The organism is Arthrobacter sp. PAMC 25486 (genome assembly GCF_000785535.1).
Taxonomy (GTDB): domain Bacteria; phylum Actinomycetota; class Actinomycetes; order Actinomycetales; family Micrococcaceae; genus Specibacter.
Map to the genome: position 1 here is coordinate 3,312,157 of NZ_CP007595.1, position 26,139 is coordinate 3,338,295.

The following is a 26,139-nucleotide window of genomic DNA, read 5'->3' on the forward strand; positions in this document are numbered from 1 at the left end:
CCTGCAACTTTCAAAATTGACGGTTCTCACACGGGGACGCTGGTCCGTTGCTCCCACGTTCTCTGCGACGCACCGTCCAGGGCTGCCTCGACCCACCGGCCCATGCCCGCATATGCCTGCGCCCGTACCGCGCCAGGTGAGAGAAACACGTCATGAAAAGCGCCCGCGATCCTGTGCAGTGTCACGGCAGAGCCAAGCTCAAGGCTGCGCCGGGCCACCGAATCCACATTCAGCACCACGTCGGCAGCCAGCGCGGTCGATGACCATTTTGGCTGCAAATAGCTCTTGTCGGAGAGCATCACCAGCACCGGAACCGCGATGCCCAGGCCCCTCGCCACCTGCGCCTGCCCCTGAAACACGGCATTTAGAAACGACGGCGTGACAGGGAATCCGCGGTCCGGGCGCCACTGGGATTCATACTCCCACTCGCCGTCAAACTTTTTGGAAACGGCCCGCGTATAAAAGCCCGGGTCGATCGGGGGCAGCGGCGCCAGCGGCCTGAACCGGGTGCGTGCCTGGATCAGTGGCGCCACCATTGCGCGCCCCACCTCGGTTGCTTGAAATTCCAGCCAGGGACTATTAAGCACGACGGCGGCTGCCGCACCCGGGTGCCGCGCGGCCCACAAACTCAGTGTCAGCCCGCCCGTTGAATGGCCCAGCAACACGAGGGGCCGCTCCCGGGGTGGCTCCGGAGGATCGTCGGCACGCTCCCGCCCTGCCAGCGCATCAAAAGCCGCGCTCAACCGCTGCCTAGCCTCCTCAAGAAAAGCCAGCTCAAAACTGTGCTGGTCAGGAGCTTCCTCAGGCACGGCCAGCGCCGCGTCCACCTGGGTGGGCCCGGCGCGCCCCATCGCTTCAAGCGCGGCGGAAATGTCGGCGTCGTACTCGGTCAGGGAGGAAACTTGGCCGGGAAGCTGCCCGGGACGCAGGCTGCGCCCATAGTTGTGCAGGTCAAGGGCATAAAAATTGGCACCGGAACGATGCCAAAATTCGGCAAGTTCTTGCTGAAAGAAGTAGTCGGACCAGCCGTGGACGTAGAGTACGTCAGCCCCTGTCAGTGCCGACGGCTCCCACCTGGGGGCGTTGCCGACGTATCTCACGAGCGTCGCGGGCGAACCGGCGGGCAGCTCGAGGGTGAGCTGTTCAAAGTCGGCGCCGAGGACGTCTTGCTGCCAGGAGGTCATGGCTCGATGCTAACGGTTTCGGGCGTGCTGTGGTGAGTGCGTCGCTGTGATCCACGTCCAATATTTTTCCGCTCGGGAGTATGCCTATGCTGGAGGGGCGCAGGTACGGGCTTAGCGGGTGCGGCGGCTGCGCGGCAGATTCGTACGTGATGGAAAGGTGAGGACATGGATTCCTGGCAGGATGCTTTTCAGGACTGGGCCCGGGCGTGGGCGTCACTGCACGATATTGAGTCAGCGGCGGACGGCGACGCGGTGCTCATCGGTGCGCAGCGTGTCATGGTTTGGCCGGGCGAGAACGCTGCCGCCCAAGCCGGGGGACTGGCGGCCGGATCTGAACTGGTCCTCGTCACCGAGGATGCTGCCGGGACCATAGGATTTGCCCAATCGCAGGGGCTGCAAACCACGAAGCGGCTGCTGTTGCTGCGCGCAGAGACCGAAAATCTTGACCTGAACCCGCACCTCCCTACGGACGCCTATCTTGCCGACGCCCCCATGGAAAATTACGACTTGGTGGAGCTGGCACTTTTTGACCGGCCGGTGGGCAGCGGGCGGCTGAGCATGGGCGAAAACTTGGCCGTCATTGCGAAACTTGTTGTGGAGGACGGCCATGACGAGCAGCTCGCACAATTTGAACAGGCCATGGTGGCGGGCCTCGGGGACGAAGCGTTTGCCCACGGCGCCGACACCATTTACCTGATCGCCGGTGAGGAACAAGCACAGCGTTTCGCCGCCGTTGACGGCTGGAGCCAGGTGGCGGAGATCCTCAGCTTCACGAAATAGCGGCGCCAGCTGTGCAGCATGAGCAGCTCAGCGCAAGGAAGACGGCGGCACCTTGGCGGGTGCCGCCGTCTTCCTTGTCAGGTGGCTGGGCCCACGCCTGCGAGGGCCCCGCTGCGAACTTGAGAGCTGCGGGAGCAGGTGGGGATCAGGGCTGCGGCTCCAGCCTGAGCCGCTTGTTCTCGGCAAAGCATTCCGCCGTATGCTCGTCAAAGGCGCTACAGTTGCGGCCCACAAGCGCCTCCACTGCTGCCTCGATGCGGGGTGTTTCAGCGGGCTGTCCAGCCTGAATCTGGCCTTTGGGGCCCACCACGATGTAGCCCCATTCGTAGAGGGCGTCGCAGCCGAGCGCGCAGGTCAGCATGGCGTTGGACGCATAATCCATGCGCTCTTCTTCACTGCTTTCAGGCCGGGGCTTGATGAACCCGGCGATCAACAACCGCGCCGGCAAGTGCTCGCCGCAGATGGCGCACGAGGCCGTCAACCGGTCGCGCAGCAGATGCTTGCGCAAATATGCCTGCTCCAGGCGGATGGTGGTCAGCGTCTTGTTGTCGGGCTCGTCGACTCCCCAGCTGCTGCCGGGCAATCCACGCAGGCTTGTTGCCGACGACTGCGGTGCCGTGACTCCGGCTTCAGCCAGCAGCTCCTGGCCCTCCTCCACGGTGAGCGGAGAAATATAGCGTTGCCGCGGCTTGCCTGCGGCGTTAAACGGTTTGGGCTCACCGGCCTCAGGCTGATCAGCGGCTGTGATGACCGCGGCCCTGTCGCGGTGCAGTTGCAAGTTCTTCGCCAGCGCGTGGGTGCGCACGAGCCAGCCGTCGTCAGGCTCGTCTGGACTCTTTTCAAAGCCTTCCGGCCTCGGGCCGTCCTGCCATCGTTCCAAGACCACACTGACGGCGCGCACATAGGGGCCGAAGTAGTTGAACACCACGTCGCCCTTGCGCAGTTCCTTGATAAATTCCCGTGTGCCCTCCGGATCCCCGTGCGGATCGGGACAGCTCCACAACGTTCCGTCGTTGATGGCTGATTCGTAATTGCGGCCGTGATTGACCCACCAGTACTTCATTGAGAAACTCCCACCTTCACCTGTGTTGGCGTTTGTCGTTCAACTCAGGGTAGCGCTTATGGGGCCTGCGTGGCTGGCTGGGCGGGCAGAAGATTCGGGCACCCGGGCAGCTCCATGGCAGAATGGGAGATGGCCCGGGTGCAGACGGGCCCAGTGATAATACAGCCGGCCGGCCCCCTCACGGGTACGGCATGAGCGAACCACGTAGCTAAAGAAATTTGAGACTCACCATGTCCCCGCTGCAAAGCAATGCTTCGGCAACCCCTCTTGAAAACACCCCCGCCAAAACCGCGCCCACGTTTGCCGCCGTTGGAAGCCCCTACTTTGGGATTCTCCTGGCGTGCATGGCCGTGATTGTGATCCTGTCCAACATCGGCGCATCCAAGGGTGTGCAGTTTGGCCCCATCATCACCGACGGCGGCTTCTTCTTGTTCCCCTTCGCCTACATCCTGGGCGATGTGATCAGCGAGTTGTACGGCTTCAAGGTCAACCGCAAGGCCATTTTCACGACGTTTGCGCTGTCCATTTTCGCCTCCCTCAGCTACTGGGTGATCATCGCGCTGCCCGGCTTCACCGACGACTACGGCACAGCCAAGCAGCACGCCCTGACGGAGGCGCTGGGGCCGGTGCCGCAGATTGTGCTGGCCAGCCTGCTGGCATTTTTGGCCGGCCAGACCGTCAATTCCTGGATCATGGTGCGTCTGAAGGCGCATCACGGCGAACGGAAGCTGTGGGTGAGGCTCATGGGCTCCAGCGGTGCCGGCGAATTCCTGGACACGCTGATCTTCTGCGCCGTCGCGGCCCCCGTCATCGGGATTGTGGGCTTCGGCATGTTCGCCAATTACGTGCTCGTAGGCTTCGTCTACAAGGTGGGCGTGCAATACGCGCTCATCCCTGTCACCACGGCGGCGATCCGCTGGTTCAAGCGGAACGAGCCCTCATACCGGGAGGCGTGAGCCTGGACAGTGCTTAGGACGGCGTTTGCGGAAAGGGACGGCGGTAGGCCACCGTCCCTTTCTGCAAACACGGTCCGAATCCGCTTTCACATACGACGGCGGCACCTGGGTGAGGTCTTCTCACTCACCCGGATGCCGCCGTCGTCCGTTTAAAGGTGCTGCGGGACCGCCTAGCGCTTCGGGTAGTAGCGGCGCAAGGTTTCGGCCTTGAACTCGAAGAAGGTGCCGTCCTCGATGGCGAGGCGGGCGTCGTCGACCATTTTTACGACGAAGCGTTCGTTGTGGATGGACACCAGGGTGGAGGAGACCATTTCCTTGGCCTTGAACAGGTGGTGGATGTAGGCGCGGGTGTAGTGCTCGCAGGTGTAGCAGTCGCATTCCTCGGACAGCGGTGTGAAGTCGCGCTTGTACTTGGCGCCGGAGAGGTTGAAGCGGCCGTCCGGGGTGTAGAACGCGGAGGTGCGGGCCACGCGGGTGGGGGAGACGCAGTCAAAGGTGTCGGCGCCGTTTTCGATGGCGGTGAAGATGTCGTCGGGTTCGGAGATGCCCAGCAGGTGGCGGGGCTTGTTCTCCGGCAGTTCCTCGGAGCACCAGCGCACAATGGTGCCCAGGTTTTCCTTCTCCAGCGCCCCGCCTATGCCGAAGCCGTCAAAGTTCATGTTTCCGAGGTCGTGGGAGGCCTTGCGGCGCAGGTCCTCGTACTGGGCGCCCTGGATGACACCGAACAGGGCCTGATACGGCTTGCCGGTGCGCTCCTCGGTGAGGCGGAAGTGTTCCTCGATGCAGCGCAGCGCCCACAGCCGGGTGCGTTCGAGAGACATCTCCTGGTAGCCGCGCGAGTTCAGCAGCGTGGTCAGCTCGTCGAAGGCGAACATGATGTCGGCACCGATCTGGTGCTGGACCGCCATGGAAACCTCGGGGGTGAAGCGGTGCATGTCCCCGTTCAGGTGCGACTTGAACCAGACGCCGTCGTCGTCAATGTGGGCCAGGCGTTCCTTGCCCACGGCCACGGAATCATCGGCGCCCGCGTGTGGGGAGGCGGCTACGGCGTCCATGTTGATGACCTTCTTGAAGCCCGAGCCCAGGGACATGACCTGGAAGCCGCCGCTGTCGGTGAACGTGGGACCCTGCCAGTTCATGAACGCACCCAGCCCGCCGGCCGCGTCGAGGATGTCCGCGCCGGGCTGCAGGTACAGGTGGTAGGCGTTGGAGAGCAGCGCCTGCGCGCCCAGGTCCTCCATGGCCTCCGGGAGCACAGCCTTTACGGTGGCCTTGGTGCCGACGGCGATGAATGCGGGGGTCTTGATGGTGCCGTGGGGTGTGGTGATGACGCCCGTGCGGCCCTGGAACTTCCCGCCGTTTTTTTGGATCGCTTCGGCGGTGGGCGCGCATGTTTCGTTCAGGCGCGTGGTGACTGCAAAGCCAAATTCCGTTTGCGACGCCGGATGGCCGGGGACCGTTGTTGGTGCGGCGGGGGTGGGGGCGAGGAGGGCATCGGCAGCAATGTCAGTGGCAGTTTCGGGGAAAGGCATGCTCCCATTTTGCCAGTCTTTGGGACCGGTGCTGTCTTTGTGGCCGCGACGGCAGCCTCGAACGGTGCTCGGCAGCGACGGCGATTGTTTTTCACCAAACACCTATCGGACGTTGCGCATGCGTCCTTACCATGAACACATCAGAAACACCCATGGACTGCAGAGCCAAAGGAGTCGCTCATGTCCGCCACGAACATCACTCACGAAACACCCACCCGGGGTCCGGCCCGACCGCTGCCGTATGTCATCAGCGGCATCCTGCTGCTGGCAGCGGTCATTTTCCCGCTGTCCGTGCCCATGTATGCGCACACCGATCCCCAGCTTTTCGGCTTCCCGTTCTTCTTCTGGTATCAAATGATGTGGGTGCCCATTTGTGCCATCCTGATCGGCATCTGCTACTGGCTGATGACAGCCGAGGACAAGCGACGCCGGGCAGCCGTGAAGGCGCCACCGCTCCACAGGGGGAAGCACGACGCCGGAGGTGAACCCCAGTGAGTGCCGCAGCATTCGAGCTGGCCGGCGCTGTGGGCATGGCCCCTGCGGCAACGCGGGGCGTCGACGTGGCCGCCTTGGTGGTCGTCATTGTGCTGTTTGTCCTGGTGGGCATCATGGGGTTCTACGCGTCGCGCTGGCGCGGCGGCGGCAAGGACGGGCTGCACTCCCTGGATGAGTGGGGCCTGGGCGGACGAAAGTTCGGCTCCTGGATCACTTGGTTCCTGCTCGGCGGCGACCTCTACACGGCGTACACGTTCGTAGCGGTGCCGGCGGCGATGTGGGCGGCCGGGTCCGTCAGCGGCTTCTTTGCCGTGCCATACACGATCGTCCTCTATCCGATCGTATTCCTGCTCATGGCCCGGCTGTGGTCGGTGTCCAAGCGTCACGGCTTCGTCACGACAGCCGACTTCGTGGGTGGGAGGTATGGCAGCAAGCCGCTTTCGCTGGCCATTGCGATCACCGGCATCGTTGCCACCATGCCGTACATTGCACTGCAACTGGTGGGCATCAAATCGGTGCTGACCGTGCTGGGTGTGGGTAGCGCCGGCAATTGGTTCCTCAACGACCTGCCCCTGATCATTGCGTTTGTGGTGCTGGCCGCCTACACCTACACCTCCGGCTTGCGGGCCCCGGCAATGATCGCCGTCGTGAAAGATGTCCTGATCTATTTGGCCGTGATTGTGGCCATCATCTACTTGCCGAGCAAGTTTGGTGGTTGGGAACACATCTTTGGTGCAGCCCAGGAAAAAATGACCACTGTGAATCCAACCACCGGCAAGGTTCCCGGACCATTCATCCCTGGTGCCGACAGTTATGCGGCCTACGCGACGTTGGCACTGGGATCGGCCATGGCGCTGTTCATGTACCCGCACTCCATCACCGGGGTGCTGGCTACCAAGAGTCGCAACACCATCCGCAAGAACGCCGCGGTGCTTCCCCTGTACTCCCTGGTACTCGGTTTCCTGGCGCTCCTGGGCTTTGTGGCCATCGCCGCCGGAACCCGCCCGGTGGAGTTGGATGGCAAGACCATCAACCCGCAGTTGGTGGTACCGCAGCTGTTCCTGGACAATTTCCCGTCGTGGTTTGCCGGTGTTGCGCTGGCAGCCATTGCGGTGGGTGCACTGGTGCCGGCGGCCATCATGTCCATTGCGGCCGCCAACATGTTCACCCGCAACATTTACAAGGACTTCTTCAAGAAGGACGCGACGCCGCGGCAGGAAGCAAAGGTTTCAAAACTCACCTCCTTGGTGGTGAAGTTTGGGGCGTTGATCTTTGTGATTGGGATGGACGCCTCCACCGCCATCAACATGCAGTTGCTGGGCGGCATCTGGATATTGCAGACCTTCCCGGCGATCGTGACTGGGTTGTACACCCGCTGGTTGCATAAGTGGGCGCTGCTGGCAGGCTGGGCCGCAGGCATCATCTATGGGACCTGGGCCGCCTACAGTGTGGTCAACCCAGTGACGCACGCCCACTTTGGAGGTTCCATCGCAGCCATTCCGGGAACCAACATTAAGGTGTACATCGCCATCACAGCGTTTGTGCTCAATGCGCTCGTGGCCGTAGTGCTCACGCTGGTGTTGCGGGCGTTCAAAGTACAAGAGGGCAAGGACAGCACCAGGGCTTCCGACTACGGTGCCAACGAGGACGATCCCGAAGTCTCGGATTTTGCAATCCGGTCCGTGGATACTCCCGGGCCGATTGTGTAGCCCGGCGGGATTGTGTAGCCCGTGGGGACCACAGTGAACGGTGAGGGTTGGGCTGCGGCTGCTTTCGGTGCCCGCAGCCAGCCCGGCTATTCGTCCGGAAAGTGGGTCTCCATGAAGGCATCCCACTGCGCGCCGATAGCGTCGAAGGCGGCGGCCCCCAGCCCATAGGTAGTAGCGATGACCTGGGCGCCGGGGTGTTCGCGGACGCCATCCACCGGTGCCTGCCGTGCCAGGATGAGCAGCCCGTCGCCGTGCTCGGCGTAATCCTCCACCGTCAGGCCGAGTTGCGATTCGGTGCGGTACCAAACCTTGCCGGACAGGGTTGCGCCCGTGTTCAGCGTGACCTCATAGGCCGCTCCGGGGTCGGGGAGCCAGCCGGTGTCGATGCCCAGTACATCCCACAAGTTGGTGCGGGCCGTGCTGGCGCCGTCCACGTAAATGGTGCGCCGGGCCGTTTTGGGATGGCGTTCCAGCGCGAACTTGAGCTGCTGCAGGAACACCGACCAGCCCTCGGTGATGTCGGCGTCGTACTTCGCCAACTCCCCGGTCGCGACGCCGCGGATCAGCGTCAGCAGGGTGCCGTCGGGGCGTGGTTCGAGGGTGAAGACGTCACCCATTTCCAGTTCGAGGCGCAGGTGGTCGCGGCTTTCGCTCACGTTGGTGTAATAGATTTGCTGGATCTCAGCGTCCAGCCCCTCCATCTCCCAGCCGTGCCACTGGGCCAGTCTGGCCGGTTCGCGCAGCATGAGCCACACCTGCTCGGCATCGGCGTTGACAAGGACTGAGAGCTGGGTGGTGGCCATGGAACGTAATCTACGCTGGAACGGCTAAACCGGCTAGGTCGCCGCGTTTTTTGTGAGACGGGCCGCGCTTCTGAAGCACGACGGCGGGAGGCCGCCTTCCAGCGCACGGTGACGGCCGCCGTCGCACCTTGGCTGCAAAACTCTGCCGAGATGTGCGATGACGCCCTGTGCCGGAGGGCGTCATCGCACATCTCGGCGGGAAGGGTCAGCGGCCGAGGCCTGCGTAGGAGATCGCCTGGCGGATCAGGGCGCCGCGGCCGCCCACGAATTCCTCCTGCACGCCGGGGCTGAGGACCTCTTCGGGGGTCATCCACGTCAGCTCAAGCGCGTCCTGGCGGGGCTGGCATTCGCCCGTCACGGGGATGACGTAAACCATGGCGACGGCGTGCTGGCGTTCGTCGGTGAAACCTGTCTGCGACGGGGAAGGCAGGTACTCGGCGACGGTGAACGGCACGGGGCTGACGGGCAGTTGTGGGAAGGCCAGCGGGCCGAGGTCCTTCTCGATGTGGCGGATCAGCGCGGCGCGGATGGTCTCGCGGTACAGTACGCGCCCGGACACCAGGGTGCGCACCATGGCGCCCTCCTCGTCCGCCTGCAGCAGCAGCCCCACCTCGTTGACGTAGCCCAGGGGATCGAGCCGCACGGGCACCGCCTCAACATAGACCATGGGAAGCCGGTTGCGGGCCTCGTACAGGTCCTCGGGGGACAGCCAGCCGGGGTATGGGTCAGGGGTGCGCACGCTCATATCTAAGTTCTACCTCATCCGTGGCCCGCATGGCGCCTCCGCCGCTAAATCTGTTCAGGATTCGCTCTCGGCACCAAGGACGGTTGTTTGGCTGACGTGCCGGATTTCAAGTTCGACGCCGGATGTCTCACCTTTCGTCGTGGCCACGAGGCCGCCGTTCTTTGCCCGGAACAACGCTCCTCCAGCAGGATAATCGTGTACGTGTTTGGCGCCAATGTCGGCCAGGACCTTGTTCGCTGCAGCAGGATCGGGCGTGCTCCAAAGGGCAGTGACGGACAGCAGCGCATCGGTGCCGGGCATGCTGAGGTCGGTGACGGGGTCCGCCAGGAAGGTGAAGCCGTCGGGAGCGGTGACGCGGGCCGCGCTGCCGTGGCGGGATTCCACCAGCTCGGCCCCCGTACCGTCTTCGAGCGTGCGGCGGACAAAGATTTCATGGTCGCGCACCTCAAAACCCAGCACTGTGGTCCCGTCCATGGTGCTGCCGGCCTCGGCCAAGTGCACTCCGACCTTGCCGTTGCCGGAGTCGTAGACGCGCCAGTCGCCGTCGTTTTCGACGCAGCGCATGCCCTGGTCCTCCAGGTGGGTGGCGTACTCGTCAAGCATGGATGTGAAGTGGACGGGGCGGACGCGCAGCATGGTTCCTCCTGGTGGTGCGTGGCTATTTCCAATATTACTGTTGAACCATGGCTGAACTCCCTGAACTGCTGCTGCCCCACGCCGAAGCCTGGCGCGAATGGCTCCTGGATAACCACGCCTCAAACCCCGGCGTCCGGCTGGTGCTGCACAAGAAGGGCGGTGCCGTCACGGAACTGGACTATGCCAGCGCCCTGGATGAGGCGCTGTGCTTTGGTTGGATCGACGGCGTGGTGGGCAAGCGCGATGCCGAATCCTTTGTCCGCCGTTTCACCCCGCGCACCAAGGCCAGCAGGTGGTCCAAAATCAATGTGGGCCACTTTGAACGGCTGAGTCTGGACGGGCGCATGACGGCGGCCGGGATCGCGGCAGCGGATGCGGCCAAGGCGGACGGCCGGTGGGAGGCCGCCTACGCCGGCCAGGCCAGTGCCGAAGTCCCTCCGGACTTCCTGGCTGCCATTGCCGCCAGTCCGCGTGCACAGGCCATGTTCGACGTCCTGACCGCCACGAACCGTTATGCCTTCCTGCACCGCATCGCCAATGTGAAAACAGCCGCAGGGCGGGACGCGAACATTGTGCGCTTTGTGACGATGTTGGAAGCCGGCGAAACCCCCTACCCGCAAAGCCGTCAACCCAAATAGCCCCTGGCTGCACGCCACTGGCACCCCGGCACGGGTCTTGGGATCGTGGCTAGACCACGGTGAACGTCATGGAATGCCACCCTGAAGAGCCGTCGGGCTCCGGTGGGGCCTGCTCTTGAATTTGCAACTGCCCGTCGGCGTCGTAGGCGCGAACCCTGACCGTGTGCGTACCCGCCGTTGCGTCCTCCCAGGAATAGGACCATTGGCGCCAGGTGTCCACCGACGCCTCCGCCGCCAGCTCGGCAAGCTGCCAGGCCCCGCCGTCGAGCTGGACCTCAACCTTGGAGATGCCCGTGGTTTGGGCCCAGGCGCTGCCGCCGATGGCGACCTTCCCGGCCGGAACCCTGGCCAGGGCGCGCGGCACCTCAATCCTGGAAGCGGTCTTGATGGGCCCGTGTGAGGACCAGCCGCGCGAGGTCCAGTAGCCTGCCTTTTGGGCAAAGGTGGTCACTTCCAGGTCCACAACCCATTTGGTGGCTGAGACAAATCCGTACAGTCCCGGCACCACCATGCGGACGGGGAAGCCAAGTTCCAGAGGCAGCGGTTCCCCGTTCATTCCCACGGCCAAGATGGCGTCACGACTATCCTGCAATACCGGCAGGGGGGTGGAGGCGCTGAAACCGTCAATGCTGGTGGAGAGCACCATGTCTGCCCCGGCCTTGGGCTTGGCGCGGGCCAGGACCTCGCGCAGCGGGTAGCCGAGCCACTTGGCATTGCCGGCCAGATTTCCGCCCACCACGTTGGAGACGCAGGTCAGGGTCACATATGACTCAATGAGCTCTTGTGCCAGCAGCTCCTCGAAACCCAGGGTGAATTCATTTTCCACCATCCCGTGGACGCGCAGTTCCCAATTGGCCGGGTCAATTTCGGGAACAATTAAGGCCGTGTCGATGCGGTAAAAGTCGTTGTTGGGTGTGACGAACGGGGTGACACCGTCCACGGGGGCCTGCACGCCGGCGGGCAGCGGGGCCGCCTTGGTCTTGGGTGCAGGGAGTTTCAGCGCCTCCCGGACCGCAACCGCAGTATTGCGGGCCGTGGAAAGCAGCGTCCCACCGAAACCGACGACGACGGCCACGCCAGCCACCGCTGCCGAACGCATCAGGAAGGCGCGTCTGCTGGGTGATGGGGCAACGTCCGGGACGGGGGCCGCTGTGGTGCCGGCCGCCGTCGGCCCCTCAGGCCCATGCAATTGTGTTGGTGATGCCGGGCGGGTGGCGGAACCGCGCGCCGCATCCGTGAGGTAGCGCAGCACCCAGAGGCCGGCCCCGGTGCCGAGCAGGAGTGGCACAAGGTCAAATACCCCGGCACCGGCGCGGGTGATGATGGACAACGCCATGACGAGGGCGAAACCCAGCACCATGGCAGCACCGGTCCTGAAGTTTCGCCGCGCCACCACGCCAGCCACCGCCGCCAGCACGGCCGCCGCAACGGCCATGGAGATCAACAGGACGAGTTTGTCGTTGGTGCCGAAGGTGGCGATCGCGAAGTTCTTCAGCCAGGCCGGGGTGAAGTCGATGAACGTGGATCCAACGGAGGTCAGGGGGGAGGCCGCCGGCCCAAAGAAGGCCGAGCCCAGCTCGGCCACAGCGAAGAGGCTGCCTGCCGCGATGATGCCCGTAAGCGATCCTGCCGCCGTGCTGTGCCAGTTGATGTGTCGTGTGGTGGTGCTTCGCTTGCCCATGTCAGGCTCCTTGAAACGGTTACGTGGCCACCGCTCGTGGAAGCCGGTGGAAGTGCTTTCTTGTACTTCGGAGCCACGCGTTCGCCGGATTGCCCGGTGAGCTAGATTCTTTGCGACGAGCCCAACATCCGCTGTGGCGCAGGCGCCACAGCGGATGTTGGGGAGCCTGCACCACGATGGGTGTTAGAGCGCCTGCACCACGACGGGTGTGGTGGTCGGGGCCGGTGAGCCACCCGCAGGTTCCACCGTGATCCCCACATGGGTGGCCCCGCCCAGGGGGCCGTTGAGCACCTGCATGCCGGCAACGGCGGGATCGTGGTTGGCCATGAGTCCGGCCGGAACAGCGCCCGCGGCAGAAATGAACCATAGTTCGTACGTCTTGTCGGACGGTAGTGGTGGCATGTCCTGGACCATGACAGCGGCCTTGTTGGCCTTGCCCGACGACGCAACTGTCACGGATCCGCCGTCGGATAATGCAGTGGTGGCGAGCTTGGCATCGGGGGAGCTGACGATGCCGAGCACGGCTTCCTGTTGGGCCTGGGCTGCTTGCTGTTGTGCGGCGATGGCAACAATTTTTTGTTCCATGTCCCGCTGCGTTGCGGCTTGTCCGGCGACCCAGCCGCCCAAGCCAACGCCGGCGAAGATCACCAGTGCTGCGGCGGTGCTGAGCGCAGGAAGCCAGCGCCGTCGCGAATCGTTGTCAGCTGGCTGACGCGCATCTGCCGGACGCCCTGCTCGATGGCCGCTCGCCGAACGGCTTCGGGCCGAGGTTCCCGTCGCCGTGGAAATATCGCGGACTACGGAGGCGGCAGGAAGTTGGCGGGTGTTGCGAATCGCCGCCATGACATCGGCCTTCAAGGCCGGGGGTGGGGTTTCGGTAGGCGTGCCGTAGGCCAGTAGTGCGGCCGTTTCGCTGAGTGTGCGGACTTCTTCCAAGGTTTGGGCGTCTGTCAACGCGTAGCGCTCAAAGTCGCCGCGTTCCTTTTCGCCCAAGGCGTTCAAGGCATAGGAGCCGGTGAGTAAATGTAATTGTTGTTCCATCACGCCACTCCTAACCTGTCCCTGAGCCTGATCATGCCGTCTCTTATCCTTGTCTTAACAGTACCGACCGGGATCTTGAGCAGTTCGGCTACTTCCTGGTGTGTATACCCGCCGTAGTAGGCCAACCGGATGGCTTCCTGCTGCGGCGGCGTCAATGACTCAAGGGCCTTGTTGACACGTTCTGCCTCCAGTTGCGATTCGACGGTGTCGGCGACATCGTCGTAACTTTCCTGGTACTCCTTGATTCCTTGGCGCAGGTCCCGCTCGCTACTGGCCTGGCTGGCCCGCACCTTGTCCACTGCCCTGCGGTGGGCAATGACTAATATCCAGGACATGGCCTTTCCCCGGTCTGCGTCAAAGCGGGAAGCCTGCGTCCAAATATCAACGAAGACTTCTTGGGTTACTTCCTGGCTTTGTGCTGGGTCACGGACCACGCGCCGCACCAACCCGAAAACCCGGGGCGCCACGGCGTCGTAGAGTTCCTCGAAGGCCGCCTCGTCGCCGAGGGCGACGAGGCGGATTAATTCTTCGTGGGTGGGAGGTGCCATGGGTTCCACGGAACGTAGCCAGGGTAAACGCATAGGATCTACAGTGCCACGTTCCTCATTCACGAGCCCATTCCTTCGATCTGTGTTGCGGTTTTTTGACGCTGGCGGATTACTTCTTGGCCGGCGGCATCAGGACCGTGTCGATCAGGTACACCGTGGCGTTGGCCGTCTTGACACCACCACAGATGACCTTGGCGCCGTTGACTTCCAGATTGTCTCCGCTTCCGGTGACCGTCAGGTCGCTGCCTTCCGCTGTGGCGTGTGTGCCGTCAACCTTGCTGGGAGCCAGCTGGCCGGGGACCACATGGTAGGTCAGGATGGACGTCAGGGTGTCCGAGTCCGTCTTCAACCCGTCAATGGTTTCAGCCGGGATCTTTGCAAAGGCGTCATCCACCGGGGCGAACACCGTGAACTCGCCGGAGTTCAGCGTGTCAACGAGGTTCACGTCCTTGTTCAACTGCCCCGAAACAGCCGCTGTCAAGGTCTTCAACAGCGGGTTGTTGGAGGCCGCCGTGGCCACGGGGTCCGCAGCCATGCCGGCCACCGAGCCGGCGCCGCTGGGGACGGCTGCTGCGTAGGCTGCGCATCCGGAGCCCACGAGTCCTTCATCGGCCATGGGGGCCATGCTGCTGGGCGCCGCCGAGCTCATCGGTGCTTCCGAAGTCATCGGAGCCTCCGTGGTGGGGCTGGTTGTGGTTCCACCGCTGCAGGAAGTGATGCCCAGTGCGGTGATGGCCAAGAGGCCCAGTCCGAGGCTGAGGCTCTTACGGTTTCCAAACTTCATTGTGGTGTTCATGATGATTCTCCGTAGTGTGAAAGCGGAAGGATTCCGTTTTGCTTCCCAGGGGCGGTGCCGTAAATTCTGCGGTCCGTTTGGGCTGTCAGGGAGTACTTCGGAGCGGTTCTCACTGCGGATTGGAAAAGACAGGAAAAAGTTTTGTGACAGGAGTTTCCTAGTTTCCCAGGACTCCGATTCCGTGGCGGGCCTCGAAGATCAGCTGCGTCTCAGTCTGGCGGACCACCCGGTTGACCGTGACGTGTTTGAGCACGAGATCGCGCAGGGCCTCGGGGCTCTCCACTGCGACGTGCAGGTGAAAGTCGTCCTCGCCGGCCACATGGAATGCGTGAATGACGCCGGGGACCTGGGTGAGTGCGGTGTAGAGGGCGTTAACATGTTCGGCGTTGTGGCTGCCGAGGCGGACCTTGATGATGGCCTGGATGGGGAAGCCCAAGCCGGCCAAGTTCAGTGTGACGCGGTTGCCGAGGATGACTCCGGAATCGCGCATGAGGCGCAGGCGGTTCGCGCAGGTGGACTCGGCCAGGCCCAGCCGCGACGCGATGGCCTTGTTGGTCAGGCCGCCGTCCGCGGACAGGGCCCGGAGGATGTCCAGATCGGTGTGGTCCAGGCCCGCCGTTACGGTTGCGGCCCGCTGTTTTTTCTCCGAGGTGATGCCCGTCTCAATGCCTGCTGGTGGTGAGAAATGCCGATTGGGCCGATTCTATTGGTCTTTCACCCAACTATCTAGCCATTTATTGCATGTTCGTTCAGGGTTGTGGCATGACTGCTGAATATCTGAACCTTGAATCGCAGGCCGTGCATGCCGGGCGCGAAGACCTGAGCGCACTGGGCGTTCACGCCCTCCCCCTCGACCTGTCCACCACGAACCCGCTGCCGGACATCGACCATGGCGGGGACTCCTACGAGTCGATGGCCACGGGCGGGCACCCGCTGGCCGAGGGTGGCAATGTGTACGCCCGGCTGTGGAACCCCACGGTGGCGCGTTTTGAAGTTGGCCTGGCTGCGTTGGAAAAGGCGGAGGCCGCCGTGGCTTTTGCCTCGGGCATGGCGGCCGTGACAGCGGCGATCCTGGCCAGCAAGCCTGCGCCCGGTTCGGCCGGTCCGCAGGCACGGTCGCGCGGAGTGTCAGGCAGCGCCTCGGCCCTGCCACACATTGTGGCTGTGCGCCCGCTCTATGGCGGCACCGACCACCTGCTGGATTCGGGCCTGCTGGGTGTGGAAACCACGTTCTGCGACGAAGACGGAGTGGCCGCCGCGATCCGCGACACCACCGTCCTGGTCATTCTGGAAACACCGGCCAACCCGACCCTGGACCTGGTGGACATCCGCCATGTCGTTGCGCAATCTGACGGCGTCCCGGTCCTGGTGGACAACACCTTTGCCACGCCGGTGCTGCAAAACCCGATCAGCCTCGGCGCGGCCATGTCGCTGCACAGCGCCACGAAATACATTGGCGGGCACGGCGACGCCGTGGGTGGTGTCATCGCCTGCAGCGAGGAAATGGCGGAGTCCCTGCGCCGCGTCCGCGCCATCACCGGCGCCATCCTGCACCCGCTCGGCGCCTACCTCCTGCACCGCGGGCTTGCCACACTGCCGGTCCGCGTCCGTGCCCAGCAAGAGGGTGCCCAACAGATCGCGGCCTGGCTGGCGAACCATCCAGCCGTGGAGAAGGTCCACTTCCCGGGCTTCGACGGCGACCCGAAGGGCCTACTGCGGCACCAAATGTCCGGCCCCGGTGCCATGGTGTCCATCAGCCTGCGCGGCGGTTTCGAGGCGGCCAAAAAGCTGACCTCCAGTGTCCGGCTGTTCACGCACGCGGTGTCCCTGGGCGGCGTGGATTCGCTCATCCAGCACCCGGCAGCGCTGACCCACCGCCCCGTCGCCCCCGAGGCCAGGCCCTCCGCGAACCTGGTCCGGCTGTCCATCGGGCTTGAATCCCCGGCCGACTTGATGGCCGATCTTGACCATGCTCTGGCGCCAACACCGTCGGAACAGGCCGGATTGGAAGAGGCTGCCACACGCTGAGGCACCTGCCGCCGGCCGGGCGCCGTCGTGCTTAAAGCGCCGTCGTACTTAAAGGGAGGCGGCCGCCGAGAAGAGCATCCACCGCTGCACGGCGCCCGAGAGCTGCCGCGGTTCCTGGTCAATGACTTTCCGCGCCGTTTCCCGGATGAGGCACGACGCCGTGTCCCGGCTTTGCGCCGGCAGCCTTTCGTCACGTGCGGCAAGGGCGAGGTAGCGGCACAGGATGCCGGTGAACAAGCGGCCGTCACCGCCTGGCTCCAGGCGAATACCGGCCCCGGGCGTGCTGAGCTGCACCTTGACGGCATCGATGAGCGCGGCCGCCTGTTCCAGGTCCTGCGGGCGCCCCAGTTCCAGCAGGGCGGCCAGGATGGGGCCTTGGTTGTAGGTGTAAATGGTGTGCTCCACGCTGCGGCCGGTGGGCGTGGCAGGTGTGGGGGGCGTGGGATGGACGCCGTCAATGTACAGGCCAAGTTTGGGACTGAACAGCTCCCGGCGCAGCCAGTCTGCAATCGCCGCGGCGCCCTGACGCTCGCCGATCCGGGCAAAGTGCAAGGCGGCAGGGCCATTGACGGGGGTGTTCTTGAAATCGCGTTTCCGGGACCAGTAGAGGCCGCCGCCCAGCACTGAATCGTGGGCGGAATGGAGGTGGCGGGTGAGCGTTCTCGTGGCGAAGAGGGCCAGGCGTGCGGGGCGGGCGGCCAGCCGCAGCGAGAGTTCATTGAGCCGTCCGGCTGCTAGCGCCAGCCACGCCATGTCGTCGTAGTAGTGGTTGGGGAAGCGGCCGAAATTGCGCAGCATGATGCCGCGCAGGAGCTGTTGGGCCCGTCGCAACTCGAGGCGGGCGGTGGCGCGCTCGCCGTGTTCCAGGCCCTGGAATCCGGCGTCGATGATGGCGTCGAGATAGTGCGCCTGCCACCAGTAGTGCCATTCCGACCACGGCGTGGGGCGCTGTGCCGCGGGTGCCGCGGGTGCGGCGATGGCGCCAATCCAGGTGCCCGGCAGGCCCATGAGTCGGTGCCCGAACGTCGTGTTGACGGTTGTGGCGCCGTCGCGGGCCAGGGCAGCCCAGTCCTCAGCTTGTGCCGCGGGGTCCTTGAACTGGCGTGTCATGGACTCCAGCGTACTGTTGGCCGGTGCGTGTGTCCGCAGGCAGGCGGCCACGCCGCCAAAGCCCCGGGACTTTGGTTAGTATGCATTAACGCAACATTTGCTTCCCCCTGCTCCCGGTTCCGGGACAGGACGCACCTCAACGAGGAGGAACCATGGAAATTTCGTCAAACGGCACAGTCGCCCTCATCACCGGCGGCGCGTCGGGCCTGGGGGCGGCGACGGCGAGGCGCCTGCATGCTGCGGGAGCCGCCGTCGTGCTGGTCGATCTGCCCAACTCACACGGTGCCGGACTGGCGGCGGAATTGGGGGAGCGGGCCGTATTTGCCGCGGCCGACGTCACGAACGAGGAACAGATACGTGCCGCGATCGCTGCAGCGTCGGAGCTGGGGACGCTGCGGATCGTGGTGAACTGTGCAGGCGTGGCAACTCCCGGGAAGGTGCTGGGGCGGGACGGCGTGTTGCCGCTGGAGCAGTTCAGCCGCGTCATCCAGATCAACCTGGTGGGCACGTTCAATGTGCTGCGGCTGTGCGCCGAGGCGATGGCCGCCGCCGAACCGCTCGCGGGTGAGTTCGGGCCGGAGCGCGGCGTCATTGTGAACACCGCGTCGGTTGCGGCTTTTGACGGCCAGATCGGCCAGCCCGCGTATGCGGCATCGAAGGGTGCCGTGGCCGCCATGACCCTGCCCGTTGCGCGGGAGCTGGCGCGCTCGCTGATCCGGGTGGTCACGATTGCGCCCGGCATTTTTGAGACGCCCATGCTGGCGGGGCTGCCGCAGACCGCACAGGATTCCCTGGGCCAGCAGGTCCCGCACCCCTCCCGCCTCGGCAAACCGGCCGAGTATGCGGCGCTCGTGGAGCACATCGTTGCCAACGCCATGCTCAACGGCGAGACCATCAGGCTCGATGGCGCCATCCGGATGTCGCCCAAATGAGTCCTGTGCCGGAGCTGCCCGCCGCGGACTTTTACGACTTTGAGGCGCTGCTGAGCCCGCCCGAGAAGGCGAAGCTGGCGGAGTTGCGGGCATTTTTGGCCGCCGAGGTGGCGCCTTTTGCCATCGACTGGTGGAACGACGCCGACTTCCCGGCCCATATCCTGCCCAAGATCGCCGCGCTGGACCTCGCCGCCCCGGACCGCCGCCGCTACAGCCACCTGTTCACCGGGCTCGTGGTCGCGGAGATGACCCGGGTGGACACCTCCCTTGCCACGTTCTTCCTGGTCCACCACGACCTCTTCGTCCAGGCGCTCATCGATTTCGGTTCCGCGGAGCAGCAGGAGCGCATGCTCGCCGACGCCGTGGCGCTGCGGAGCACCGGCGCCTTCGCCCTCACCGAGCCGGACCATGGCAGCGATGTTGCCGGCGGGATGGTCACCACCGCCTTGCAGGTAACGGACGACGGCGGCACCCACTGGGTGCTCAACGGCGCCAAGCGCTGGATTGGCAATGGGACGTTCTGCGAGCGGATGCTGCTCTGGGCCAGGGATGCCGAAACCGGACAGGTGCGCGGCTTCTTCCTGGACGCAAACCTGCCCGGGGTGTCCCGGGTGAAGATTGAAAACAAGATTGCGCTGCGGACGGTCCAGAACGCGCACATCACCCTGACGGATGTGCGGGTGCCGGAGGCGGACCGGATTTCCGCGGTGAATTCCTTTGAAGACACCAACAAGCTGCTGCTGGGATCACGCATCTCGGTGGCCTGGCAGGCTGTGGGCCAGCAACTGGCCGCCTTTGACATTGCCCGCGCCTATGCCGTGTCGCGGGAGCAGTTTGGCCGACCGATCGCGTCCTTCCAACTGGTCCAGTCGCAGCTGGTGACGATGCTGGGCAACGCCACGTCCTCATTGGCCATGATGGTGCGCGTTGCGGGTTTGCAGGACGCATCGGCTGTTTCGGGGTCGGGCGGTGCCGGGCCAGACGGTCAGCTGCGCCCCTCCATGGCGCAGGTGGCGCTGGCCAAGGCGCACACCACGGCCGCCATGCGTGAAACCGTGGCGCTGGGCCGCTCGATCCTGGGCGGCAACGGTATTGTCAGCGACTTCGGGATGGCGAAGGTCTTTGCCGATGCCGAGGCGATCTACACCTACGAGGGATCGCACGAGATCAACACGCTCATCGCCGGCCGGGCAATCACAGGGGTCTCCGCGATCGTCTAGCTCCCGCCCCCATAAAAATCGAGTACGCAGTTGTTGGACCAAAAACGCCAAAATTTGATGAAATCGGTCCAACAACTGCGTACTCGATCTGGGTGAGGGTGATTAATTGCGCGGGTCGCGCTCGCCGGCCTCGACAGCCACGGGCAGGGAGTTGCCGGCAACAGGTGCCGGGCAGGTGCCGTAGTCGCTGAAGGCGCTGGGGTAGTTGATGGCACGGTTGAAGTCGACCACCACGGAGCCGTCCGGCCGCGGCTTGGTCAGTTCCAGCTTGCGCCAATGCGAGCTCGAGACCTCGTTGCTGGCATCGTGGAAGGTGACGACCAGTGAGCCGAGCGCGCCCTCTTCGGCGGCGAGCGCATAGCTGAAGCCATCTAGTTCAAAGGACACCTCGCCCACCAGCATTGCCACACCGGGAACGTCGGGATTGGCCGTGTTGATGGTCTCCGCCCGGGGTTCCGCAAAGCGGGTGAAGGTGCCGGTCACGGCGAGTGCGGGATCGTACTCAAACACCGGGACTCCTGTGAAGGACGTCAGCGTGGGTGAATGGGAGTCGCGGGTGCGGATCATGTAGCGGTTGGCGCGCATGCCCAGCTCAACCACCGCCGACCCATGGGAAACCCACATGAGGGACTGCTCGTCGGTGAGCTCGGCCGTGATGGTGCCAACCACCTCTACCTCAGTGGAGACCAGCGTGAGGTGATCGTCAGCAGCGGCGGTGAGTGACGCCGTCGTGCCTGCAAAACTCCACAGACCGGGGACCCCGGCCAGCGTGGAAGGGGTGGCGGGCAGCCACTGGAAGGACGTCAGGGTGAGCCAGCCGTGCTCGGTGGCCAGGGAGGTGTTGCGGCCGGTGCGGAAGCGTTCCCACCGCTGGGTGAGGCGGTCGAGTTCGGCGGTGTTGGTGCTCATGGTGCTCCTTCGGATGCGTGGTTGGTCCACTGTAAGCACAACGGGCGGGCGCGGGCGGCTATTCCGGCGGGGCTTGCGTGGGGTGGAAGAATGGGGCCATGGCATTAGACGCATCGAACGCAGAGTTCAACAAGGACATGACTCGTTTCCCGCTGGGCACTTTCGCCTCCGTGGACGAAGAGCGCACGGAACTGGTGTTCACCCGTCACTACGACGCAGCTCCCGAGGCTGTGTGGGCCATGCTGACCGAGCCCGAAAAAACGCAACTGTGGTGGGCCAAAATCCGTGGAATGGCCAAAGCAGGCTCCTCCTTCGACCTGAAATGGCTCAACGTCAAGGACGAAGGCCACGGGATCGAAACCGACTGGTGGTACGGGCGCGTCATCGAGGCGGAGGCGCCGCGGCTGCTGGAAATCTCCAACTCCATGCATGGGCGGATCCGGATCGAACTGAAACCAGAGGGGAACGGCACCAAGCTGCTGTTTCGCAACACCGTCGCCGTGCCGGCCGAAGTGGTGCTGATGTCGCTGGCCGGGTGGCACGTGCACCTCGACCATTTGCAGGAAGCGTTGGAGGGCAAAAGCGTTGACTGGCAGCTCTGGTGGGATGATTTCTACCCGTGTTGGGAGGAAATTCATGCCCTGTACGCCGCCGGGTAGTGCCGTCATTATTTGAGACGGATTGGCTCCGGATCGCGCGCGCCAAGTAGGATCCAAAAGGCCCTGTCTTGGGCCAAACCGTATTCAACGCCGCATACGAGCACCCCAGATTCACAGACCGTAAGGACGCTGACTCATGAGCTCAGACTTGCCAACAACCGCCGAAAATGGCGCAGAGGACCCGCAGCAGGATACCGATCTGCGCCGTGACGTGCGCCGGGTCAGCACGCTGCTGGGCGAATCGCTCGTCCGCCAGCACGGACCCGAGCTGCTCGCCATGGTGGAGCAGGTCCGCCTGCTGACCAAGGAATCCAAGGAAGCCGCCCGCGGTGAGACCGGCACCGGCCCCTGGAGCGCGAACGACGTCGCAGAGCAGGTCCGCGAAGTCCTCGCCTCCCTGCCGCTCGAGCAGGCAACGGATCTGGTCCGCGCCTTTGCGTTCTACTTCCACCTGGCCAACGCCGCCGAGCAGGTGCACCGTGTGCGCAGCCTGCGCTCCCGCCCCGAGAAGGACGGCTGGCTGGCCAAGGCCGTCACCGAAATCGCCGACCAGGCCGGCACCGAGGCGCTGCAGAAGGTTGTCAACGAGCTCGACGTGCGGCCCATCTTCACCGCCCACCCCACCGAGGCATCGCGCCGTTCGGTGCTGGACAAGATCCGCAAGCTCTCCGACATCCTGGCCACCCCGTCCGAGGAAGGCTCCACAGCCCGGGCCCGCCAGGACCGCAAGCTTGCCGAAATCATCGACCAGATGTGGCAGACGGATGAGCTGCGCAAGGTCAGCCCCACCCCCATGGATGAGGCCCGCAACGCCATCTACTACCTGCGCAACATCCTCACCGACGCCATGCCCGAGGTGCTGACCGAGCTCAGCGACCTCCTCGGCGAGCACGGCGTCACCCTGCCGCCCGACGCCGCCCCGCTGCGCTTCGGCTCCTGGATCGGTGGCGACCGCGACGGCAACCCGAACGTCACCTCAGAGGTCACCCGCGAAGTCCTGATCCTGCAGAACCAGAACGCCGTGAAGATCTCGCTGTCCCTGATCGATGAGCTGCTCAGCGTGCTCTCCAACTCCAGTGCCCTCTATGGAGCCGATGTGGCGCTGACCGATTCCATCGCCGCCGACCTGGCAAAGCTGCCCGGATTTGACCCGCGCGTCCTGGAGCTCAACGCCGATGAGCCCTACCGCCTGAAGCTGACCTGCATCAAGGCCAAGCTGATCAACACCCAGAAGCGTGTTGCCGCCGACGCCTACCACGAGCACGGCCGCGACTACAGCGCCACCTCCGAGCTTATTTCGGACCTGGAACTGTTGGAGTCCTCGCTGCGCAACAACTCCGCCACCCTGGTGGCCGACGGTGCCCTCGCCTCGGTGCGCCGCGCCATCTCCTCCTTCGGCCTGCACCTGGCCACCCTGGACATCCGCGAGCATGCAGACCACCACCATGACGCCGTCGGACAGCTCGTTGACCGCGTCGGTGAGCTGGGCACGCCGTACGCCGAGCTTGACCGGGCCGAGCGCATGGCCGTGCTGAGCACGGAGCTTGCCAGCCAGCGTCCGTTGTCCGGTCACCCCATTAAGCTCGACGGCGCAGCGAACGGCACGTACGACGTCTTCCGTGTGGTGCGCCGCGCCTTGCGCACCTACGGCCCGGATGTCATCGAAACGTATATCATCTCCATGACCCGCGGCGCCGACGACGTCCTGGCCCCTGCCGTGCTGGCCCGCGAGGCCGGGCTCGTCCAGCTGACCGGCGAGAACCGCTACGCCAAGATCGGTTTTGCCCCGCTGCTGGAAACTGTTGACGAACTGCGCGCATCGGCTGAGATTGTTGACCAGCTGCTCTCTGACCCTGCCTACCGCGAATTGGTGCGCCTGCGCGGCAACGTGCAGGAAATCATGCTCGGCTACTCGGATTCCAACAAGGAATCCGGTGTGCTGACCTCGCAGTGGGAGATCCACAAGACCCAGCGCAAGCTGCGCGACGTCGCTGTGAAGCACGGTGTGAACGTGCGCATGTTCCATGGTCGCGGCGGCTCCGTGGGCCGCGGTGGCGGGCCCACTTATGACGCCATCATGGCCCAGCCCAACGGCGTCCTGGAAGGTGCCATCAAGTTCACCGAGCAGGGCGAGGTCATCTCCGACAAGTATTCACTGCCGGAACTTGCCCGCGAAAACCTGGAACTGTCCCTGGCCGCCGTCATGCAGGGCTCCGCACTGCACCAGGCGCCACGCCACTCCGAGGATGACCTGGGCCGCTTCGGCGATCTTATGGAGGTCATGTCCGACGCTGCTTTCGGCACCTACCGGACGCTGATCGACCACGACGACCTGCCGGCCTACTTCCTGGCGTCAACGCCTGTGGAGCAGCTGGGCTCGCTGAACATTGGATCACGGCCGTCAAAGCGCCCCGACTCCGGCGCCGGCCTGGGCGGCCTGCGCGCCATCCCGTGGGTGTTCGGCTGGACCCAGTCACGGCAGATCGTGCCCGGCTGGTTCGGCGTGGGGTCAGGCTTGAAGGCTGCCCGCGAGGCCGGCCACGGTGACGAATTGAAGGAAATGCTGGAACACTGGCATTTCTTCTCCTCCACCATCTCCAACGTGGAAATGACCCTGGCCAAGACGGACATGGCCATTGCCGCACACTACGTGGCCACCCTGGTTCCCACCGAACTGCAGCACCTGTTCGCCACGATCCGTGCCGAGTATGACCTCACGGTGGCTGAAATCCAGCTGCTGACCGGCGAGGCCGAGCTGTTGGACAACCAGCCGCTGCTGAAGCGTTCACTGAACGTCCGCGACCAGTACCTCGACCCGATCTCCTACCTCCAGGTGGAGCTGCTGCGCCGCGTCCGCGAAGCCGACATCACCAAGGCTGACGTTGATGAGCGCCTGCAACGCGCCATGCTCATCACCATCAACGGTGTGGCTGCCGGCCTCCGCAACACCGGATAGTCCCCACGCCCTCCCGCCCTTCGCAAGCTCGGGGCGGGTCCCTCGGGCGCGTGGGCCCACCCACGCCCTCCCTCCCTTCGTAAGCTCGGGGCGGGTCCCTCGGGCGCGTGGGCCCACCCGCTTATGGACAATGACACCGATCCCGCTTTCTGACACCGCCCATCCCGGTGTCAGAAAGCGGGATCGGTGTCATTTTGCGTGGGACCGCCCGGATCAGCCCGTCCGGTCCACGCCCGTCACCGAAAACAGGGCGCCCTGCGGGTCAACGAGGACCACTGTGGTGCCGGGCGGCGTCGTGAATGCGGGCACCACCGTACGCCCGCCGTGCTCTGCGGTCAGCTTTTCCGCCGCACCGGCGTCCGGGACCCAAAAATTGGGGCTCCACTGCGCGGGACCGTGGCCTTGCACCATTGTGGCCACGACTTCGCGGGAAACCGGCTGCTCTGGGAGTCCGCCAACATAGCCGGGGAGCCGAAACAACGTGACCATGCCGTCGCCCGTGCCAAACGTTTCCGTGGTCCAGCCGTAGGCAGCTGCATAAAACTCGGCTGCGAGGCCGGGGTCGGGCGAGGCCAGCTGGCTCATGGCCCACGCCCCGGGCTCATTGATCAGCTGTGCGCCGGCCCGTGAAGCGCCCTCCCATAGTCCGTGCACGGCGCCGAAGGGGTCGGCCACCACGGCGGACCGCCCGGCGGGAGCGGCATCGATCGGCGCCGTGACCACCGATCCGCCGGCGCGCGTAACCGCCTCCACAGCGACATCGACAGCAGCAACCGCGACCGAGGTCAGCCAGGTCGTGGCCATGTCAGGAGCCGGCAGTGAGCCGATTCCCGCCACGTCCCAACCACGCAACCGCGCCACGTAGTAGCTGCCATCGTCGCCCAGCGGTCCGGGTCCGAACGGGTCCCAGCCAAACAGCGTGTTGTAGAAGGACAATGCCGCGTCCACGTCGGGCTGGAACGTCTCCACCCAACAGGGAACTCCGGCGGGATACTCATTTCGTTGGCTCATGTCCACTCCTCAATGGTGCGTTTCCAGTGCCACATCCGAGTTTATGACTGCTGATTCCGCCCCGCCAGAGCCGGTGCCGAATCCTTTGCACAGCCGCGGGCCACCTAGAATTGGGCAATGCCTTCCTTCCGCGCCACCATCCAAATCACCGGACTGCGCCCCGGCCACGCACCTGAAGAAGTCATGGACATGGCCGTCGCGGCCGTCGGCGCCTCCCATGTGGTCGAGGCGAACCAGCTGGACATTGTGGCCGGAATCCCGCGCATCACCGTGCGTTTCATGGTGGTAGCCAGCGAGTACGACGCCGAGAACCAGTTTGCGCGTAATGCTGCGGTTTCCATGGCCCATGGTGTGAACATGGTGGCCACCACAGGCGCGCTGCGCACCTTCCGCCGCTCAGCCGGAAAGTGGCTCACCGTGTAACTTTCCTGCGCCTCGGCGCGGTGTGGGGCCCGTGTGCCGAAAACGGCGACAACCGTTGAGGGCCGTGTATCTTCGGCGGTGTTTGGCGGGTTGCCCCCGTCATCACGGCAGGTGCCGCCGAGATCGGGGCATTCCCTCGGCCCCGTTCCTCGCGAGCCTGCAGGTGCGGCCCCGAGGCGCCCTCACCGTTGGTTTCGAAGACATCAACCGACCACAAGAGAAATGTGACACAGTTCACAGCAAAGTGACCGTGAGGATGTTACCGTTCTGTACGCCTTATCTTT

The 26,139-nt window shown here is 64.5% G+C and carries 25 protein-coding genes; 11 read left to right on the forward strand and 14 right to left on the reverse strand.

The genetic code is table 11. The features are described 5' to 3' along the window. Positions 1-26: 26 nt before the first annotated feature. The gene (locus art_RS15145) at positions 27-1,184 is read right to left on the reverse strand and encodes an alpha/beta hydrolase (protein ID WP_052136611.1); all 1,158 of its coding nucleotides are present in this window, start codon (positions 1,182-1,184) and stop codon (positions 27-29) included. Positions 1,185-1,349: 165 nt separating this feature from the next. Here art_RS15145 and art_RS15150 point away from each other — a divergent pair, with 165 nt between their 5' ends. Then, positions 1,350-1,964, forward strand: a complete 615-nt coding sequence (locus art_RS15150) for a hypothetical protein (RefSeq protein ID WP_038466132.1) — start codon at positions 1,350-1,352, stop codon at positions 1,962-1,964. 145 nt (positions 1,965-2,109) lie between these two features. Here the strand turns inward: art_RS15150 and art_RS21135 are convergent, their stop codons facing one another. Beyond that, on the reverse strand, positions 2,110-3,027 hold the full coding sequence (locus art_RS21135; RefSeq protein WP_052136612.1) for a hypothetical protein: 918 nt from the start codon (positions 3,025-3,027) through the stop codon (positions 2,110-2,112). A 230-nt stretch (positions 3,028-3,257) separates the two neighbouring features. Here art_RS21135 and art_RS15160 point away from each other — a divergent pair, with 230 nt between their 5' ends. Continuing rightward, entirely contained in the window at positions 3,258-3,983 is a 726-nt protein-coding gene (locus tag art_RS15160; protein ID WP_038466135.1) for a queuosine precursor transporter, read from the forward strand. A 170-nt stretch (positions 3,984-4,153) separates the two neighbouring features. Here the strand turns inward: art_RS15160 and tgt are convergent, their stop codons facing one another. Beyond that, positions 4,154-5,515, reverse strand: coding sequence for a tRNA guanosine(34) transglycosylase Tgt (tgt, locus tag art_RS15165; protein WP_052136613.1), 1,362 nt, complete (start codon positions 5,513-5,515; stop codon positions 4,154-4,156). 180 nt (positions 5,516-5,695) lie between these two features. Between tgt and art_RS21140 the strand changes: the two genes are divergently transcribed. Further along, a complete protein-coding gene (locus tag art_RS21140; RefSeq protein WP_052136614.1) occupies positions 5,696-6,010 on the forward strand; it encodes a DUF3311 domain-containing protein in 315 nt (104 codons plus the stop codon). A 35-nt stretch (positions 6,011-6,045) separates the two neighbouring features. Next, complete coding sequence (gene mctP / locus art_RS15175; RefSeq protein ID WP_038470453.1) at positions 6,046-7,719, forward strand: monocarboxylate uptake permease MctP; 1,674 nt, start codon at positions 6,046-6,048, stop codon at positions 7,717-7,719. 86 nt (positions 7,720-7,805) lie between these two features. Here the strand turns inward: mctP and art_RS15180 are convergent, their stop codons facing one another. From art_RS15180 to art_RS15190, 3 genes are all read right to left on the reverse strand, one after another. After that, positions 7,806-8,522 (reverse strand): hypothetical protein, encoded by a 717-nt coding sequence (locus tag art_RS15180; RefSeq protein ID WP_038466138.1) that lies wholly within the window; start codon positions 8,520-8,522, stop codon positions 7,806-7,808. A gap of 205 nt (positions 8,523-8,727) precedes the next feature. Next, the gene (locus tag art_RS15185) at positions 8,728-9,267 is read right to left on the reverse strand and encodes an NUDIX hydrolase family protein (RefSeq protein WP_038466140.1); all 540 of its coding nucleotides are present in this window, start codon (positions 9,265-9,267) and stop codon (positions 8,728-8,730) included. A 54-nt stretch (positions 9,268-9,321) separates the two neighbouring features. Continuing rightward, the gene (locus art_RS15190; RefSeq protein ID WP_052136615.1) at positions 9,322-9,903 is read right to left on the reverse strand and encodes a hypothetical protein; all 582 of its coding nucleotides are present in this window, start codon (positions 9,901-9,903) and stop codon (positions 9,322-9,324) included. Positions 9,904-9,950: 47 nt separating this feature from the next. Between art_RS15190 and art_RS15195 the strand changes: the two genes are divergently transcribed. Then, positions 9,951-10,541 carry a YdeI family protein gene (locus art_RS15195; protein ID WP_038466144.1) on the forward strand — a complete coding sequence of 197 codons (591 nt, stop codon included), beginning with the start codon at positions 9,951-9,953 and terminating at the stop codon, positions 10,539-10,541. 49 nt (positions 10,542-10,590) lie between these two features. On the opposite strand, the gene art_RS15200 is transcribed toward art_RS15195, so the two are convergent. The 5 genes from art_RS15200 to art_RS15220 all read right to left on the reverse strand — a co-directional run bounded on the left by art_RS15200 (position 10,591) and on the right by art_RS15220 (position 15,274). After that, positions 10,591-12,222 (reverse strand): molybdopterin-dependent oxidoreductase, encoded by a 1,632-nt coding sequence (locus tag art_RS15200; protein ID WP_052136616.1) that lies wholly within the window; start codon positions 12,220-12,222, stop codon positions 10,591-10,593. A 183-nt stretch (positions 12,223-12,405) separates the two neighbouring features. Then, positions 12,406-13,263, reverse strand: coding sequence for an anti-sigma factor (locus art_RS15205; RefSeq protein ID WP_038466147.1), 858 nt, complete (start codon positions 13,261-13,263; stop codon positions 12,406-12,408). After that, positions 13,263-13,811 carry an ECF RNA polymerase sigma factor SigK gene (gene sigK / locus art_RS15210; RefSeq protein ID WP_367643738.1) on the reverse strand — a complete coding sequence of 183 codons (549 nt, stop codon included), beginning with the start codon at positions 13,809-13,811 and terminating at the stop codon, positions 13,263-13,265. The genes art_RS15205 and sigK overlap by 1 nt, the downstream gene beginning before the upstream one ends. A 109-nt stretch (positions 13,812-13,920) precedes the next feature. Further along, positions 13,921-14,595, reverse strand: coding sequence for a fasciclin domain-containing protein (locus art_RS15215; protein WP_082000332.1), 675 nt, complete (start codon positions 14,593-14,595; stop codon positions 13,921-13,923). A 169-nt stretch (positions 14,596-14,764) separates the two neighbouring features. After that, positions 14,765-15,274 (reverse strand): Lrp/AsnC family transcriptional regulator, encoded by a 510-nt coding sequence (locus art_RS15220; RefSeq protein WP_367643787.1) that lies wholly within the window; start codon positions 15,272-15,274, stop codon positions 14,765-14,767. Positions 15,275-15,369: 95 nt separating this feature from the next. Between art_RS15220 and art_RS15225 the strand changes: the two genes are divergently transcribed. Then, positions 15,370-16,635, forward strand: coding sequence for a PLP-dependent aspartate aminotransferase family protein (locus tag art_RS15225; RefSeq protein ID WP_038466153.1), 1,266 nt, complete (start codon positions 15,370-15,372; stop codon positions 16,633-16,635). Positions 16,636-16,683: 48 nt separating this feature from the next. Here the strand turns inward: art_RS15225 and art_RS15230 are convergent, their stop codons facing one another. Continuing rightward, entirely contained in the window at positions 16,684-17,745 is a 1,062-nt protein-coding gene (locus art_RS15230) for a glycoside hydrolase family 76 protein (protein ID WP_052136617.1), read from the reverse strand. 158 nt (positions 17,746-17,903) lie between these two features. Between art_RS15230 and art_RS15235 the strand changes: the two genes are divergently transcribed. Both art_RS15235 and art_RS15240 read left to right on the forward strand, forming a co-directional pair. After that, the gene (locus art_RS15235) at positions 17,904-18,677 is read left to right on the forward strand and encodes a 3-hydroxyacyl-CoA dehydrogenase (protein WP_157875444.1); all 774 of its coding nucleotides are present in this window, start codon (positions 17,904-17,906) and stop codon (positions 18,675-18,677) included. Continuing rightward, a complete protein-coding gene (locus tag art_RS15240; RefSeq protein WP_038466158.1) occupies positions 18,674-19,897 on the forward strand; it encodes an acyl-CoA dehydrogenase family protein in 1,224 nt (407 codons plus the stop codon). Before art_RS15235 ends, art_RS15240 begins: the two co-directional genes overlap by 4 nt. Positions 19,898-19,999: 102 nt before the next feature. Here art_RS15240 and art_RS15245 read toward each other — a convergent pair whose 3' ends face one another. Continuing rightward, on the reverse strand, positions 20,000-20,806 hold the full coding sequence (locus tag art_RS15245; RefSeq protein WP_038466161.1) for a DUF1684 domain-containing protein: 807 nt from the start codon (positions 20,804-20,806) through the stop codon (positions 20,000-20,002). A 98-nt stretch (positions 20,807-20,904) separates the two neighbouring features. Here art_RS15245 and art_RS15250 point away from each other — a divergent pair, with 98 nt between their 5' ends. Together art_RS15250 and ppc are read left to right on the forward strand one after the other, a co-directional pair. Then, a complete protein-coding gene (locus tag art_RS15250; RefSeq protein ID WP_038466164.1) occupies positions 20,905-21,465 on the forward strand; it encodes an SRPBCC family protein in 561 nt (186 codons plus the stop codon). Between the two features lie 136 nt (positions 21,466-21,601). Beyond that, the gene (ppc, locus tag art_RS15255) at positions 21,602-24,421 is read left to right on the forward strand and encodes a phosphoenolpyruvate carboxylase (protein WP_038466167.1); all 2,820 of its coding nucleotides are present in this window, start codon (positions 21,602-21,604) and stop codon (positions 24,419-24,421) included. A gap of 213 nt (positions 24,422-24,634) precedes the next feature. Here ppc and art_RS15260 read toward each other — a convergent pair whose 3' ends face one another. Next, on the reverse strand, positions 24,635-25,432 hold the full coding sequence (locus tag art_RS15260) for a VOC family protein (RefSeq protein WP_157875287.1): 798 nt from the start codon (positions 25,430-25,432) through the stop codon (positions 24,635-24,637). 117 nt (positions 25,433-25,549) lie between these two features. Between art_RS15260 and art_RS15265 the strand changes: the two genes are divergently transcribed. Beyond that, entirely contained in the window at positions 25,550-25,855 is a 306-nt protein-coding gene (locus art_RS15265; RefSeq protein WP_038466169.1) for a hypothetical protein, read from the forward strand. The last annotated feature ends 284 nt before the right edge of the window (positions 25,856-26,139 follow it).